General features: G+C 54.2%; 18 protein-coding genes. 14 read left to right on the top strand and 4 right to left on the bottom strand.

Features of this window, described 5'->3' with window-relative positions:
* Positions 1-3: 3 nt before the first annotated feature.
* From RHH53_RS07145 to RHH53_RS07135, 3 genes are all read left to right on the top strand, one after another.
* Complete coding sequence (locus RHH53_RS07145; protein WP_310438313.1) at positions 4-660, top strand: class I SAM-dependent methyltransferase; 657 nt, start codon at positions 4-6, stop codon at positions 658-660.
* A complete protein-coding gene (locus tag RHH53_RS07140) occupies positions 660-1,220 on the top strand; it encodes a 2'-5' RNA ligase family protein (protein ID WP_302677896.1) in 561 nt (186 codons plus the stop codon). Before RHH53_RS07145 ends, RHH53_RS07140 begins: the two co-directional genes overlap by 1 nt.
* A 391-nt stretch (positions 1,221-1,611) precedes the next feature.
* On the top strand, positions 1,612-1,971 hold the full coding sequence (locus RHH53_RS07135) for a PadR family transcriptional regulator (RefSeq protein ID WP_149818207.1): 360 nt from the start codon (positions 1,612-1,614) through the stop codon (positions 1,969-1,971).
* A 1-nt stretch (position 1,972) separates the two neighbouring features.
* Here RHH53_RS07135 and RHH53_RS07130 read toward each other — a convergent pair whose 3' ends face one another.
* Positions 1,973-2,686: a uracil-DNA glycosylase family protein gene (locus RHH53_RS07130; protein WP_206199557.1), complete on the bottom strand. Its 714-nt coding sequence runs from the start codon at positions 2,684-2,686 to the stop codon at positions 1,973-1,975.
* Positions 2,687-3,119: 433 nt separating this feature from the next.
* On the opposite strand from RHH53_RS07130, the gene RHH53_RS07125 reads away from it, so the two are divergent.
* The 11 genes from RHH53_RS07125 to psbZ all read left to right on the top strand — a co-directional run bounded on the left by RHH53_RS07125 (position 3,120) and on the right by psbZ (position 10,601).
* Positions 3,120-3,638 carry a phycocyanin subunit beta gene (locus tag RHH53_RS07125; RefSeq protein ID WP_011057792.1) on the top strand — a complete coding sequence of 173 codons (519 nt, stop codon included), beginning with the start codon at positions 3,120-3,122 and terminating at the stop codon, positions 3,636-3,638.
* Between the two features lie 68 nt (positions 3,639-3,706).
* Positions 3,707-4,195, top strand: coding sequence for a phycocyanin subunit alpha (cpcA, locus tag RHH53_RS07120; RefSeq protein WP_149818203.1), 489 nt, complete (start codon positions 3,707-3,709; stop codon positions 4,193-4,195).
* Between the two features lie 113 nt (positions 4,196-4,308).
* Positions 4,309-5,172 (top strand): phycobilisome linker polypeptide, encoded by an 864-nt coding sequence (locus tag RHH53_RS07115; protein ID WP_149818201.1) that lies wholly within the window; start codon positions 4,309-4,311, stop codon positions 5,170-5,172.
* 43 nt (positions 5,173-5,215) lie between these two features.
* Positions 5,216-5,452: a phycobilisome linker polypeptide gene (locus tag RHH53_RS07110; protein ID WP_149818199.1), complete on the top strand. Its 237-nt coding sequence runs from the start codon at positions 5,216-5,218 to the stop codon at positions 5,450-5,452.
* A gap of 7 nt (positions 5,453-5,459) precedes the next feature.
* Positions 5,460-6,290 carry a HEAT repeat domain-containing protein gene (locus RHH53_RS07105; protein ID WP_315862881.1) on the top strand — a complete coding sequence of 277 codons (831 nt, stop codon included), beginning with the start codon at positions 5,460-5,462 and terminating at the stop codon, positions 6,288-6,290.
* The gene (locus RHH53_RS07100; protein WP_310743583.1) at positions 6,287-6,928 is read left to right on the top strand and encodes a HEAT repeat domain-containing protein; all 642 of its coding nucleotides are present in this window, start codon (positions 6,287-6,289) and stop codon (positions 6,926-6,928) included. The genes RHH53_RS07105 and RHH53_RS07100 overlap by 4 nt, the downstream gene beginning before the upstream one ends.
* 15 nt (positions 6,929-6,943) lie before the next feature.
* Positions 6,944-7,777, top strand: a complete 834-nt coding sequence (locus RHH53_RS07095; protein ID WP_206199555.1) for a phycobilisome rod-core linker polypeptide — start codon at positions 6,944-6,946, stop codon at positions 7,775-7,777.
* Positions 7,778-7,780: 3 nt separating this feature from the next.
* Entirely contained in the window at positions 7,781-8,521 is a 741-nt protein-coding gene (locus tag RHH53_RS07090) for a phycobilisome rod-core linker polypeptide (RefSeq protein ID WP_302676357.1), read from the top strand.
* A gap of 33 nt (positions 8,522-8,554) precedes the next feature.
* Complete coding sequence (locus RHH53_RS07085; protein WP_206199553.1) at positions 8,555-9,310, top strand: phycobilisome rod-core linker polypeptide; 756 nt, start codon at positions 8,555-8,557, stop codon at positions 9,308-9,310.
* A gap of 131 nt (positions 9,311-9,441) precedes the next feature.
* The gene (locus RHH53_RS07080) at positions 9,442-10,296 is read left to right on the top strand and encodes a M23 family metallopeptidase (RefSeq protein ID WP_302677892.1); all 855 of its coding nucleotides are present in this window, start codon (positions 9,442-9,444) and stop codon (positions 10,294-10,296) included.
* Between the two features lie 116 nt (positions 10,297-10,412).
* Complete coding sequence (psbZ, locus tag RHH53_RS07075) at positions 10,413-10,601, top strand: photosystem II reaction center protein PsbZ (protein ID WP_181496775.1); 189 nt, start codon at positions 10,413-10,415, stop codon at positions 10,599-10,601.
* On the opposite strand, the gene RHH53_RS07070 is transcribed toward psbZ, so the two are convergent.
* Genes RHH53_RS07070 through RHH53_RS07060 form a run of 3 tightly spaced genes read right to left on the bottom strand, consistent with a single transcriptional unit; the run spans position 10,598 to position 12,545 of the window.
* Complete coding sequence (locus tag RHH53_RS07070; protein WP_315862923.1) at positions 10,598-11,374, bottom strand: RNA methyltransferase; 777 nt, start codon at positions 11,372-11,374, stop codon at positions 10,598-10,600. The genes psbZ and RHH53_RS07070 overlap by 4 nt on opposite strands.
* Entirely contained in the window at positions 11,374-12,066 is a 693-nt protein-coding gene (locus tag RHH53_RS07065) for a type 1 glutamine amidotransferase (RefSeq protein ID WP_206199551.1), read from the bottom strand. The genes RHH53_RS07070 and RHH53_RS07065 overlap by 1 nt, the downstream gene beginning before the upstream one ends.
* An 8-nt stretch (positions 12,067-12,074) precedes the next feature.
* Positions 12,075-12,545 (bottom strand): CAAD domain-containing protein, encoded by a 471-nt coding sequence (locus tag RHH53_RS07060; protein WP_302676360.1) that lies wholly within the window; start codon positions 12,543-12,545, stop codon positions 12,075-12,077.
* Between the last annotated feature and the right edge of the window lie 106 nt (positions 12,546-12,651).

The following is a 12,651-nucleotide window of genomic DNA, read 5'->3' as shown; positions in this document are numbered from 1 at the left end:
CCTATGCCGCTGCAACGCATTCTTGAACCTGAGGTCATGGAGACGCCAGAAACGGCTGCCGCCTATGACGCCATGGATTTTACTGCTGTTAATGCCGCCTTCTGTGAAGATTTAGCCGCAGTCTTAGCCAGTGTTGAGCAACCTCTAAAAGTTTTAGATGTGGGTACAGGAAACGGGCGGATTCTGCAAATGCTGCATCAACGCTATCCCCATTGGCAACTAACAGGGATTGACCTCAGTTCAGCCATGCTGGCGATCGCCCGCCACCACAGTCCGCAATTAAACTTTATTCAAGGGGATGCCAAAGCCTTGCCCTTTGCCGACGCGAGTTTTGATGTTGTGATCAGTAATAGCTTGATCCATCACCTAGCGGATCCGCGGCCTGCCCTTGGCGAAATGCTGCGGGTGCTGCGTCCCCAAGGGACGTTGTTTATCCGTGACCTTTATCGCCCAGAAACATTGGCCGAACTGCAAGCCTTGGTTGAGCAATATGCGGGTCAAGACCCGCCCCAGCAACGGCAACTGTTTGCCGATTCGCTCCATGCGGCACTGACCTTAACGGAAATGGGGGATCTGTTCAAAACCTTGCCGCAGCCGCCGCAGCAGTGGCAAGCCACCCTCACCTCCGATCGCCATTGGACCGTTGTGGCACAGCGCTAATGAACCGGCGGCATTACTTTATTGCTTTGTTGCCCAATGCTGACATTCAGGCGGAAGTCACCCGCCTCAAGCAGTATTGTTGCGATCGCTACCAAAGCCAAGCGGCACTGCGCTCTCCCCCCCACGTTACCCTCTATCCCCCCTTTTGGTGGCCAGATGCAGCGGTCGTAAATCTGGAGCAAGCTCTAGAAACTTTTTCCGAGCAAGCCGCTCCAGTGGAGTTGATCCTCGATGGCTTTGCCGCCTTTCCCCCACGAGTCATTTATATTCACGTGGCACCCACCCCAGCCCTCAAGACACTACAAGCAGATCTCGTCAAAGCGGTAGCGAAGCCCCTGCACCTCCCCCCTACGCAACGCCATGCCTTTACCCCCCACATGACGATCGCCTTTCGTGATTTAACCAAGGACAACTTTCGCCACGCTTGGGCAGACTTTCAAGCACAATCCTTTGCGGCTCGCTGTTGGGTATCCCACCTCACACTGCTGGTCCACAATGGCCGCCGCTGGCAGATTTATCGTGAATTTTTGTTAAGAAATTTTGCTGCTGATCACCCTTGAAATCAATTTACAACAGGTCAATGACTTGATTTTTGCCAACTGCGGAATTATGATGCAAGGAACACTTTTCTCTCAAACTTCCTAAAATCAGAAGTACAGCCCTTTTTACAAGGACGGCAGACGCTTAAAATCGTGAAAGCCGACAGGGGAGAAGACTGTTTCTCCTATATTTCAGGAAAGGGTTGTAAAACAATATTGTAGTCTTGGTAGTGATAAATACTTAGTGACTTTCATGCGCTATATAAGGCTAGAGGCAAGTGCTGATATTAAGGGGGGAGTATTTGTGTTTTCTATCGTTTGGAGCAACAGAGTTGAATTCAGACGCTTCCATGATCTGAGGAATTTTGGGGAGTCAATGGATCAGCAGTAGCCCATTGCTGAGGATAAGGTTATGAAACTGGAAGATATCTACACCTTTTTCCGCCAGCCACCGCCCGTTTACCTGAGCAAGGAAGTTGCGGTGTGCTATGTGCTCTATACCCTTGTGGAAAAGGGGGACTCCTATGGCACGGCGCTGATTCAAGCCATTGAAAACGAATATCCTCTTTACCGCCTTTCCGATACGGTGCTCTACAGCGCCCTCAAATTCCTCGAGGATGAGGGAATTATTGATGGTTATTGGAAGAAGGTGGAAGGTCGCGGTCGGCCGCGGCGAATGTACCACATTGTTGGCGAAAAGGAGCAACAGGCGCGGGAACTTTCGGAGCTTTGGCTACGCTATTTGCAGGAACATCCCCACCGTCAGGAGTAATCTAAGCATCGAGTTGGCGCAGGCGATCGCGCACGGCTTGCATATCCTGCCACGTTAGCCACTTGGGACTGCCCGGCTCCCGCGAGTTATTTCGCAACAGATAAGCAGGATGAAAAATCGGCATACACCAGCGTCCCTGCCATTCAATCCACTGACCGCGAATTTTTGTAATCCCCCGCTGATCTTGGAGCAAGCCGCGCACAGCCGTTGCCCCCGCCAGTAGAATAATGCGGGGATTGACCAAGCGAATCTGCTCTAACAGATAGGGCAGGCAGGCTGCTGTTTCAGCGGGTTCAGGGACGCGATTGCCGGGAGGGCGGCACTTCACAATGTTGCAGATATAGGCATCCCGTTCACTATCGAGATTGACCGAAGCCAGAATTTTATCGAGGAGCTGCCCTGCCTTGCCAACAAAGGGGCGACCCGTTTCATCCTCCGCTTGACCCGGTCCTTCACCAATAATCATCAGCTTGGCGGCGGGATTACCACGGCTGACCACCACATGGGTACGGGTGGCCGCTAAGCCACAGCGTTGACACTGCTGACAATGCGCCGCAAGCGCCTCCAAGTCGCGGTAGGTACCGGCGGGAATAGGCACCTCAGCGCGCAGCGGAATTTGATCATAGGTAGCAGCATCGAGAGGCGTCGGTGGCGGGGATTCGGCCTCGGTGGGGGCGAGGGTGTCAAATAAGCTAAATTGCAACGGTTCACTCATGTGGATCGTAACTTCCTGAGAATAATGTTAAAGAAACTTCACGAAACTTAGGAAAAACTTAGGACAAATCGCACCAATTTTATGGCGATCGCGGGAAGCTTAATTTATCTCACAAAAGTATTTTACAAATTAATAACTACGGCGAAACAGGTTTCCCACCGCATTGTATAAGAAATACCTGAAGGGTTTAACAGCACGGTTGTTGACCTCACCTAGGGAAACACGGGCTGTTATTCGACCTTTCCGGCACCCACCCCTGTGGTGTTCGTGACCTGACATATCCACACCAAGGATCAGCTTGGTCGCTCTAAGGTTGCTTGACACAGCCTTTATGGGTTGACACAAAAACACCATAAAAATCCTGCAATCCCGCTAGGGGCAGGAATGTCAAGAAGTTCTAACTTCTTTAACAACCTTTAAGGAGAATTGATCCATGCTAGATGCATTTGCCAAAGTTGTCGCTCAGGCCGATGCCCGCGGTGAATTCCTCACCAACGCCCAGTTCGATGCCCTGTCCAACTTGGTGAAAGAAGGCAACAAGCGTCTGGATGCCGTCAACCGCATCACCAGCAATGCCTCCACGATCGTTGCTAACGCTGCTCGTGCCCTCTTTGCAGAGCAACCCCAACTGATCCAACCCGGTGGGAATGCTTACACCAACCGTCGTATGGCTGCTTGCCTGCGCGACATGGAAATCATCTTGCGCTATGTGACCTACGCCATTTTGGCCGGTGACTCCAGCGTGCTCGATGATCGCTGCTTGAACGGTCTGCGGGAAACCTACCAAGCCCTTGGTACCCCCGGCTCCTCCGTGGCTGTGGCTATCCAAAAAATGAAAGATGCCGCGATCGCGATCGCCAATGATCCCAATGGCATCACTCCTGGCGATTGCAGCGCCCTGATGTCTGAGATTGCTGGCTACTTTGATCGTGCCGCTGCCGCTGTTGCCTAAGACACAGCTACCGTCTTGTAACTTTGACCGTTCTGAACACGCACATTTTTTAGGGAGATATTTTATCCATGAAAACGCCGATTACTGAAGCTATTGCCGCCGCTGATACCCAAGGTCGTTTCCTTAGCAACACCGAGCTGCAAGCGGTTGACGGTCGCTTCAAGCGCGCTGTGGCCAGCATGGAAGCTGCTCGCGCCCTGACCAACAATGCTCAGAGCCTGATTGACGGCGCAGCCCAAGCGGTGTACCAAAAATTCCCCTACACCACCACCATGCAAGGCTCTCAATATGCCTCGACCCCCGAAGGCAAAGCCAAGTGCGCCCGTGACATCGGCTACTACCTGCGGATGGTGACCTACTGCCTCGTTGCCGGTGGCACTGGTCCGATGGATGAGTACCTCATCGCTGGCTTGTCTGAAATCAACAGCACGTTTGATCTCTCCCCAAGCTGGTATGTGGAAGCTCTGAAATACATCAAAGCCAATCATGGCTTGACGGGCCAAGCTGCGGTGGAAGCCAACGCCTACATCGACTACGCCATTAACGCCCTCAGCTAATAGGCGTTTCCCTTCGTTGCCCGGTGAGGTAAGCAGATGTTGTCGGCGTTGGGCTGACCCTTTGTTTACAGCACCGGGCTTGTTTGTACCCTCGATATTTAGGAGTTTGTACCGTGGCTATTACTGCTGCTGCTTCGCGCTTGGGTACCTCCGCCTTCAGTGATGCTCCGCGGGTGGAGCTGCGTGCCAACTGGAGCGAGGAAGATCTAGAGACTGTCATCCGTGCCGTTTACCGTCAGGTCTTGGGCAATGACTATGTCATGGCATCGGAGCGTTTGGTGAGTGCGGAGTCACTGTTGCGCAATGGCAAAATTACCGTGCGGGAGTTTGTGCGCGCAGTGGCCAAGTCGGAACTATACAAAGAGAAGTTTCTCTACGGCAATTTTCAAACCCGTGTCATTGAACTGAACTATAAGCATTTGTTGGGGCGGGCACCCTACGACGAGTCGGAAGTAATCTTCCATTTGGATCTCTACGAAAATGAGGGCTTTGATGCCGACATTGACTCCTACATTGATTCCCCCGAATACACCGATAGCTTTGGGGATTGGGTCGTGCCCTATTACCGTGGCTTTAATAGCCAGCCGGGTCAGAAAACAGTGGGCTTTAACCGCATGTTCCGTCTCTATCGTGGCTATGCCAATAGCGATCGCGCCCAAGCAGAAGGCAGCATGTCCCGTTTAGCGCGGGATCTGGCCACCAACAGTCCCAATACGGTGGTGCCGCCTTCGAGTAGCGATACGGCCTTTGCCTACTACACCCCCAGTGCCGATGTTCCCCCACGGGCTTGCTTGGGTGGTTCCTTTGGTGAAAGTGGCCGCGTCTATCGCATTGAAGTGGCGGGCATTCGCCAACCGGGCTATCCGGGGGTGCGCCGCAGCAGTACCGCCTTCTTGGTGCCCTATGAGCAACTGTCGAGCAAAATGCAGCAGCTTCAGCGCACGGGTGCTCGCATTGTCAGTGTCAATCCTGCCTAGGAATGTTTGTTTAGCGTCCTTTTGAGATTGGGAGTCAGGTGTCATGTTTGGTCAAACTGCGTCTGGAAGTGCTGCCCTTAGCCCCTCCGGCGCTCGCGTTTTCCGCTACGAGGTTGTGGGTCTGCGTCAAAACGAAGAAACTGACAAAATGGGGTTTCCGATTCGGCGCAGCGGTAGCACCTTTATTACGGTGCCCTACAACCGCATGAATGAAGAGATGCAGCGCATTACCCGCATGGGGGGCAAAATCGTTTCCATTACCCCCGTGGTCGCCTCCTAATTGGCTGATGTCTGGAGAGGGAATGACGGCGGTCTCTGAACCGGTACAACTGACGGTTCCCCAAATGCTGGCGCAGCTTCAGGGGACGGATACCAGTCTCCGCTACTATGCGGCGTGGTGGCTGGGGAAGTTTGGCCTAGAAACAGCAACGGCAGCGGAGCGGCAGGCGATTGTGGCCGCCTTGATTGCTGCTTTGGCCGATGAGGCCGATCGCACAGAATTGGGGGGTTACCCTCTGCGGCGGAATGCCGCCCGTGCCTTGGGCAAGTTGGGCGATCGCCAAGCCGTACCGGCATTAATTGAGTGCTTGCGCTGCGAGGATTTTTATGTCCGTGAGGCGGCGGCCATTGCTCTTGGTCAGTTGGGAGACCCTCAAGCGATCGCGCCCCTGCAATCGCTCCTAGAAGGGGGTGTGGCAATGGCGCGGCTCGTCCCCGGTCGCCCGCATCTGGTGCAGCCAGTGGAAGCCGTGATTGAAAGCTTGGGTCACCTTGGTGCCACTGAAGCCATTGCCCTGATTGAGCCATTCTTGGCTCATGAAATGCCGCGAGTCCAATTTGCCGCTGCGCGGGCACTTTTTCAGCTCACGGGAGCGGCCGAGTATGGCGATCGCCTGCTAGCGGCTCTCAACAGTGAGGATGTGCAACTGCGACGGACAGCGCTTCTGGATTTGGGAGCGATGGGCTATCTACCCGCAGCAGAGGCTATTTTGCAGGCGGGTGTTGAAGCGAGCTTCAAGCTCATTGCCCTCCACGGCATCCTCAGCCAGCAACTGCGGCAGGCCGCCCCAGCCGAACAGACCCTCTCCCTCTTTCAAGGATTGGATCAACTGCTGTGAGTGATCTCCATCCCTATATCCATGCCGTTGAGACCGCCACCTCTGCTCCTGCCCTATGCGAGGCGGTGGTTCAGCTTGCCCAGCAAAAAGACACCGCTGCTATTCCCACGCTGATTGCGGTTTTGGGGTACAACAACCCCGCTGCTGCCCAAGCCGCTGTGGCAGGCCTCATTGCCCTTGGGGATGCGGTTGTGGAGCCGCTGTTGGCACAGTTGGATGGATACAACTATGGTGCCCGTGCCTATGGGGTGCGAGTTTTGGGGAATATTGGTCATCCTGCCGCCCTACGGGTCTTATTGGCTGCCGCGCAGTCGGATTTTGCCCCCAGTGTTCGCCGCGCCGCCACAAAGGCCTTAGGAACGCTCCGCTGGCAGTTAATCCCTGAAGAGACGGCAAGAGAGGCTCAATTAAGGGAAGCACTCACAGTTCTTCAACGCAACAGTGAAGCAGCGGATTGGGCGGTTCGCTATGCCGTGGGTGTTGCCCTCGATCATCTGCATCAGCAGGCGGCTGCTCGTGCCCTTCGGGAAGCGGTGCGTTTCCTCCTCAATCATTTGAGCGATCGCGACCCCGACATTGTTGTGCGTTCCCGTTGTCAACTTGCCCTCCAGAGGGACTCTCTGTCCATGCACACCTAAAAGGATTGGAAAGTTATGTCGTTACCCTTGCTGGCTGTGAAGCCCAGAACCCTTGACCAGCGGGTGGTCAGTTATGAAGTCCCCGCCGAGGATGATCCCGTCATCTACCGCCTCACCGATGCCACCGATGCCGCAGACGTGGATGCCCTGATTTGGGCAGCCTATCGCCAAATTTTCAGCGAGCACCTGATTTTGGACTCCTACCGTCAGCCCTTCCTAGAATCCCAACTGCGCAATCGTGCCATTTCCGTACAGGATTTTATCCGTGGCTTGGGTAAGTCCGAGGTCTATCGCGAGCAAGTGGCAGCCGTCAATTCCAATTACCGCCTCGTGGATGTCTCCTTCAAGCGATTCCTTGGCCGCCCCACCTATGGCCAGCAGGAGCAGATTGCTTGGTCGATTATTCTAGCCACCCGTGGCCTAGAAGGATTTATTGATGCCTTGGTGGACAGCGATGAGTACCAGCAAAACTTTGGTGCCGATATTGTCCCCTACCAACGGCGGCGGCGCATGGCGCGTCCTTTTAACCTCGTTAATCCCCGCTACAGCGACTACTGGCGCAACAAGGAAATGTCCCTCAGTGGTCGTTCTTACTATCAAGTGCGCTACTACACCGCAGGGCCACTGGACAAGCAAATTATCCGCGGCGCGATTCCAGCCAACTTCCTCTCTATGGCGCGTTCAATTGTGGTGCCTACCCTCGATACTCAACGCCATGTGGCACGGGCCACCTCCAGTTTGGTGACGGTTCCCAACACCGCCCAAGAGCGGGATCTACCGCCGACACCGGTCAAACCTGTGCCCGTTGCGTTGCCCTATCGTTATTTGCCCTCTCAACCAAAGGTGTAAGCCATGACGATTCCCTTGCTGAGCTATGCCCCTAGTTCCCAAAATCAGCGGGTACCGGGCTATGAAGTGCCCAATGAAGACACCCCTTGGCGCTATTCCCTTGAGGATGCAGTGGATCAGTCGGATATTGATGAACTGATTTGGGCAGCCTATCGCCAAGTGTTTAGTGAACACGTTGTCCTCAAGAGTACCCGCCAGCCCCATTTGGAGTCCCAACTAGCCAATCGTGCCATTTCGGTACGGGATTTTATTCGCGGCTTGGCCAAATCGGAGACATTCCGTCGCTTGGTGGTGGAGACGAACTCCAACTATCGCTTGGTGGAAATTGCCCTGAAGCGGCTCCTTGGGCGTGCCCCTTACAACAAAGATGAGGAACTGGCGTGGTCCATTCGCATTGCCACCGACGGTTGGCAGAACTTTGTGGATACCCTTGTGGATAGTGACGAATATACGCAAAACTTTGGCGATAACACCGTGCCCTACCAGCGTCGTCGCTATAAAGATCGCCCCTTTAATCTGGTGACCCCTCGCTATGGTGACTACTGGCGCGATAAGTTAGAGAACAGTCGCTACAAGTGGGGCGACATTCGCAATTTCTTGGAGATGGCACGATCAGTCAAGGTGACACCTGTGCAATTCAAGCCAGTGTCCACGGCCAATGTGCAAATCCCCGATACCACGCGGCGCGATCGCCCGACTGTACCGGCGTCGATCAACCCGACGGCGACCTTTCCGCTGCGCTAGCTATTGTTTCACTCTTTGACTTGGGAGAGATCCATGGACTTACCTCTACTCGCCTACAAGCCGACGACTCAAAACCACCGCGTCGCTACCTTTGGCATTGCCGATCAAAACGAAGATAGCCCCTATATCTATCGTCTTGAGGATGCGGCCTCCTACCCGGAAATCCGCGAGGTGATCTGGGCCTGCTATCGGCAGGTGTTTAGTGAGCATGCCACCTTAGCCTTTAACCGTCAAATCACCTTGGAATCCCAATTAGTGAACCGAGTGATTACGGTGCGGGACTTCATTCGCGGTCTGGCCAAATCAGAGCGCTTCTACAATACGGTGGTGGCTGTGAACGACAACTACCGTTTGGTGGATGTGTGCCTGCGGCGGTTCTTGGGGCGCAGTGCCTACAACGAAGAGGAAAAAATTGCTTGGTCAATTAAAATCGGCACCCTTGGCTTCTATGGCTTTGTCGATGCCCTCCTCGACAGTGAGGAATACACCAATGCCTTTGGTGACTTTACGGTGCCCTACCAGCGCAAGCGGATGGAGGGACGTCCCTTTAACCTCGTGACGCCGCGCTATGGCTTTGAATACCGCGACAAAGTGGGCACCACTACCACCGATTGGCGGTTTACGCTGGAGAAATTCTACGATCGCAAGTTCCAAGAGCGGCGGCTACCGGAGGGCGACCCCCGCAAATACCGCGATTTGGCAGCAGCGATCGCGCCCAAGACTCGCTATGCCCAGCAGTTGCGTGCTGCTGATATTGATTACTTAGCCAAAGTGCCCCGCCGTCGTTAAATTACGCCCAAGGATGCTTTAATCATCCAGCCGTCGGTAAATTTACTGGCGGCTTTTTCTCATTCGTTCCTGCTTGGAACCCCAGTGCATTTTTGCGTGTCCAATCTAGAGGCTCATTGTTTCTTGCCGCTATGCGCGATTGCCTTTTCCCGTGGCTAGTACCTGCCATTATCACTGCCACCATTCTGCCCGCCAGTAGTCAAGTTACGATTCCAATTACGGTCACCGTCAGTCCCGATCGCCCTGTTTTGGGAGATACGCTGGCCATTGTGGTCAACGCTTCAGAACAGCCCACGGTCGAGGTGGCGGGCAAAGCGCTGCCGGTCTTTTCCATTGGGCCACAGCAATGGCGTGCCTTTGTGGCCACAACACCACTCCAGACCCCCGGCCGCCGTTCATTGGTGGTTCGCTCAGGAAATGAAACCCGCAATATGCTTCTGTGGGTGGGCGATCGCTCCTTTCCTGTGCAAAGGATTTGGCTCCCACCGGGCAAAGACTCCTCAGGAACGGATTTGGAATTTGATCGCGTGGATGCCTTTAAGGCACTGGTCACCCCCGAAAGACTCTGGCAAGGTGCCTTTCGCCGCCCCAACAGTGGCCCTGTGACCACACCCTACGGCGTACGGCGGTACTACAACGGGGTTTTGGCCAAGGACTACTTCCATCGTGGTTTGGACTATGCAGGCCCCAAGGGATCAGCCGTAGTAGCGGCGCAGCGGGGGCGAGTGGCCTTAGTGGGGCGAGAATCCCAAGGATTTCTCATCCATGGCAACACGATCGGTATTGATCATGGGCAAGGGGTGCTGACGATTTACCTGCACCTCGATCAAATTCACGTCCAAGAGGGACAAATGGTTGAGGCAGGGCAAGTCATTGGTACGGTTGGCAATACGGGTGCCTCCACAGGACCCCATTTACATTGGGGACTCTACGTTAATGGCGAGTGCGTCGATCCGCGATCGTGGCTGGCTCAGGGTTGGCAGTAGTTGCGATATAACTCGCTTCTGAGCCTAGTTTAGGGTCAACAAATGGGGGATAATGCTAGTTCAGAGGTAGCCGCTTCGCTACCATTGCCGCTGATAAGATTTGGGAGTTAGCAACAATGACGATTCTCTTTCAACTGGCTCTTGCTGCCCTTGTCATCCTCTCCTTTGTGATGGTGGTGGGTGTGCCAGTGGCCTACGCCTCTCCCCAAGATTGGGATCGCTCAAAGCAGTTAATTTTCCTTGGCTCTGGGCTATGGATTGCCCTAGTGCTAGTGGTAGGCGTTCTCAACTTTTTTGTGGTTTAGTTCAGCCAGCGTTGGCGATAGACTTCGTACAAGAGCACTGCTGTGGCGATCGCCACATTGAGGGATTCAACATTTGGCTCCTGAGGAATCCGCAGTGCCGTAAACGTGAGATCTTGGTAGGCCGGGGGTAACCCTTGGCCTTCATTTCCCATGACCAGTAAGGTCGGTTGACGAAAATCCGCTTGCCAATAGATCAGTGGCGCGGTTGGTAATGTGACGACTATTTGCCATCCTTGGGCTTGGTAGGCTTTGAGAGTGGCCAAACCATCGCTAACAGTTTGCATCGGTAGGCGAAACCACTGGCCGGCACTGGCACGCAACACTTTTGGATGGGTCATGTCCACGCAATCGGGGGTCAACAATAGCCCCTCAACACCCACGGCGGCAGCGGTACGAATAATCGTTCCCAAGTTGCCCGGATCCTGAAGCGTGACTAAGCACAGACCTAAACGCTGGAGTGGCAAGGTAGGAAGGGGTGTATAGTTGGCAACAGCAACAACGCCATCGGGAGTGGTTGTCGTACAGAGGGCAGTCAGTACCTCTTCACTGACTTCAACGGTGCGATCGCTCCTATGGACAACCTGCTGCCAAAATGTTGGCGATTGCTTTGCTTGCCAAGCGCTGGTATAGCAAACCACTGATAAGCGATAGCCGGCTGCCAGTGCCTCTTGGAGCAAATGAGTCCCCTCTAAAAGCAAGTGCCCTTGGCGATATTTGCGGTGGTGCAGCCTACGGATCGAGCGCACCAAGGGATTCTGCCGACTGGTAATGATCACGACTGAATCCAGCGCTCAAGTAAACGTTCCAGATAGGGAGTCAAGAGTGCGGTTTGCGCGGCTTGAGCTTGAATCTCTGTGGCGGATTGAATGTAAGGGCCGGGGACTAGCTCATGCTGACAGTGCTGAATCAACTCCCCAAGGCTAGCGGGGGTCACTTCTAAGTGAAACTGAAGACCAACAACGCGATCGCCCCACAAGAATCCTTGTTGCGGACAGGTGGCACTTTTGGCGAGGGGCATTGCATCCGGAGGGAGGCTAAACATCTCCCCATGCCAATGCAGCACCGTCAGTTGGGGTGGCCAATCCTGAAACCAAGGATGCGCTTGGGCGGCTGCTGTCAGTTCAATGGGAAACCAGCCGATTTCCTTCGTGGGTGCTGGGGTGACCTCTGCCCCTAGGACTTGTGCCAAGAGCTGAGCACCAAGACAAATCCCGAAAATGGGTAACCCGTTGGCGATTGCTTGGCGCAAAAAGGCCTTTTCAGACCCTAACCATGGATAAACAGCCTCATCGTGTACCCCCATAGGGCCGCCCATCACAATCAGCGCATCCACCTCCGTCAATGCGGGTAGCGGCTCGCCTGCATAGAGATGACTGCCTTGCCAATCAAAACCACGGGCGATCGCCCACTGGGCAATGTAGGCAGGGGTCTCAAAGGGCACGTGCTGGAGATAATGCAGGCGCATGAACTCGCTTAAGAAGAACTGCCGCCTTCATTCCCAAGGATACGGGATTTATACTCATTCACCTTTTGGCCAAGTTCACGGCGACCGGACTCAAAGAGGACATAGCGATAGAGAAACCAACAAGTGTAGCCAAAGCCTACGAGTTCACAGGTCGGGCCTAGGAGGGGAATGGCATTCACTACTTCCAAAATGGCAACCGCTAGTGCCACAAAAGGAATGGTGGCAAGAATGATGAGGAGGGTGCGCAGGGGCTGCTTGTATTCACCCACAAATGCACTAACCTGATCGGGGAAGACCGTGAGGAGCCAATAGAGTTTTTCACGAGCCTGTTGCCACTGTTCATCCGTGAGACCGCCCACTTTCGGCGGCGCTGGCTGAGACTCTACTTCCGCTAAGGGTGCTGGTGCCGGCGTTGGTTCAAAAATAGGCTTTTCCGTATGGGTAGTTTCTGTGGTTGGGGATGTCTCAAATTCATTCATGTGCTTAAGTTCCTTCAGTACCGCAGCAAGTTTAGGCTAAGTTCACCGATCAGCGTTGGCTAATAGCTAATAATTGTTTAACATAGGTGGTGCCTTACCGCTAGCA

The organism is Thermosynechococcus sp. PKX82, from assembly GCF_031583255.1.
In the GTDB taxonomy this organism is placed as follows: Bacteria; Cyanobacteriota; Cyanobacteriia; order Thermosynechococcales; family Thermosynechococcaceae; genus Thermosynechococcus.
Note: the sequence above shows the minus strand (reverse complement) of the source record. Positions and strands in the feature narration are given on the sequence as shown.